This window comes from Aminobacter sp. P4_H6_2 (assembly GCF_056400805.1).
In genome coordinates this window covers 1-1,421 of the sequence record NZ_JBFUKO010000946.1, presented here as the reverse complement: position 1 = coordinate 1,421, position 1,421 = coordinate 1, and the positions used below count along the sequence as shown (strand labels likewise).

2 protein-coding genes are annotated in these 1,421 nt (G+C 58.8%); both read left to right on the top strand.

Annotation, left to right across the window (positions count from 1 at the left end):
• A partial coding sequence (locus tag AC1DUU_RS31935; RefSeq protein WP_476787303.1) for an aspartate-alanine antiporter-like transporter occupies positions 1–802 on the top strand: 802 nt, incomplete at its 5' end.
• 37 nt (positions 803–839) lie between these two features.
• The gene (locus tag AC1DUU_RS31930; RefSeq protein ID WP_476787302.1) at positions 840–1,196 is read left to right on the top strand and encodes a potassium channel family protein; all 357 of its coding nucleotides are present in this window, start codon (positions 840–842) and stop codon (positions 1,194–1,196) included.
• Positions 1,197–1,421: the final 225 nt, after the last annotated feature.

Sequence of the window (1,421 nt, the reverse complement as noted above, 5' to 3'; positions counted from 1 at the left end):
GCTCCTCGATGTCCCGGTCTCGATCGCAGACGTGCTGGTGACACGCCCGGACCTTGCAGGCCGTAGCATCGAGGATGTGTCGAAGGAGAGCTGGGCAAGGAGCGTCTATCTCCGCAGCATTACGCGTGGAGGGCAGGACATCCCTTTCGCGCCCGGGATCGGGGTCGAACGTGGCGACATCGTGCGGCTGGTAGGCCCAGAAGCGGCCGTATCACGTGCCGCTGAGCGCGTTGGAGTCGTCGTCGCACCAACGTCAGCGACCGACTTCTTCGTTCTTGGCCTTGCGATATTCCTTGGTGGACTTGTCGGCGTTCTCGTCACCGTTCCCATCGCGGGCATGCGGATTTCGTTGAGTACCAGCGTGGGCACGCTGCTGGCGGGTTTGGTGGTGGGGCATCTGCGCACGCGTCACCCCCTCTTCGGTCGGATACCGGATGCGGCCGTTTCACTGATGACCGCGCTCGGCCTTGCAGCCTTCGTCGCAATGACCGGTCTTCATGCCGGACCTGTGTTCATGTCTKCCATCGCCGAAGCGGGCATAGGTCTTCTGTTCGGTGGAATGATCGTCACCTTAGTGCCCATGATCGTGGGGCTTTACGTTGGCCGCTACCTGCTTCGCATGAACCCCATACTGCTGCTGGGGGGACTGGCGGGGGCGCAGACCATGACGGCCGGCATGGCAGCCGTCCAGGACCGGTCCGGCAGTCCGGTCGCCGTGCTCGGTTACACGCCGGCGGTTCCAATCGGCCACATCCTGCTCACGACATGGGGAACGGTGATCGTGGGGGTAATGGCCRGCTGATATCCGTCGTTGGGTCAGGTGCGAGAGGGATAAGTCGATGCCTGAAGAATCACCCGTCAAACTCCAGTCGAGGCAAATAAGGCGCATCTTCTTTGTTGCGCTCCTAAGGCAGCTGTATGTTTTATGGCCGATAATATCAGGGGTTCTTCTGGCCATGGTTGCGGTAGGCCTCATCATAGGAAGTATAGAAGGCTGGAGTGTGGATGAATCTCTTTATTTCACCTTTGTGACCGGCCTTACCATTGGCTACGGGGATTTTGCGCCACAACATTTCATGACGCGGATTCTGGCGGTGTTGATTGGTTTTTCTGGCATCATACTGACGGGGCTTGTTGCGGCTGTCAGTGTCCAGGCGCTGCGAGCGACGGAGACCGAGGATCCCGAAAAGAAATAGGTTCACCCGGCGACAGGATGCCAACTACCGACGGTCAGGAGAGYGATGCTGCGGAACTGACTGGTCGGAAGGCATCTTGCCGATTGCAGGCATGGACAGAAGTTCTGGGCCAGGAAAAGGAAGACGACCTTAGCTATGCTTCTTTTGCTCAAAGAAATCCGCCGCAATCCAATTCTCTGGCTGTTGGCCTTCGTGCCGGTGGTGTTCATCGCACAGCAGCTTGAG

What these genes read in the sequence shown, in the direction of transcription:
- AC1DUU_RS31930 (WP_476787302.1), top strand. Translation starts at nt 840, where the DNA reads ATGCCTGAAGAATCACCCGTCAAACTCCAGTCGAGGCAAATAAGGCGC.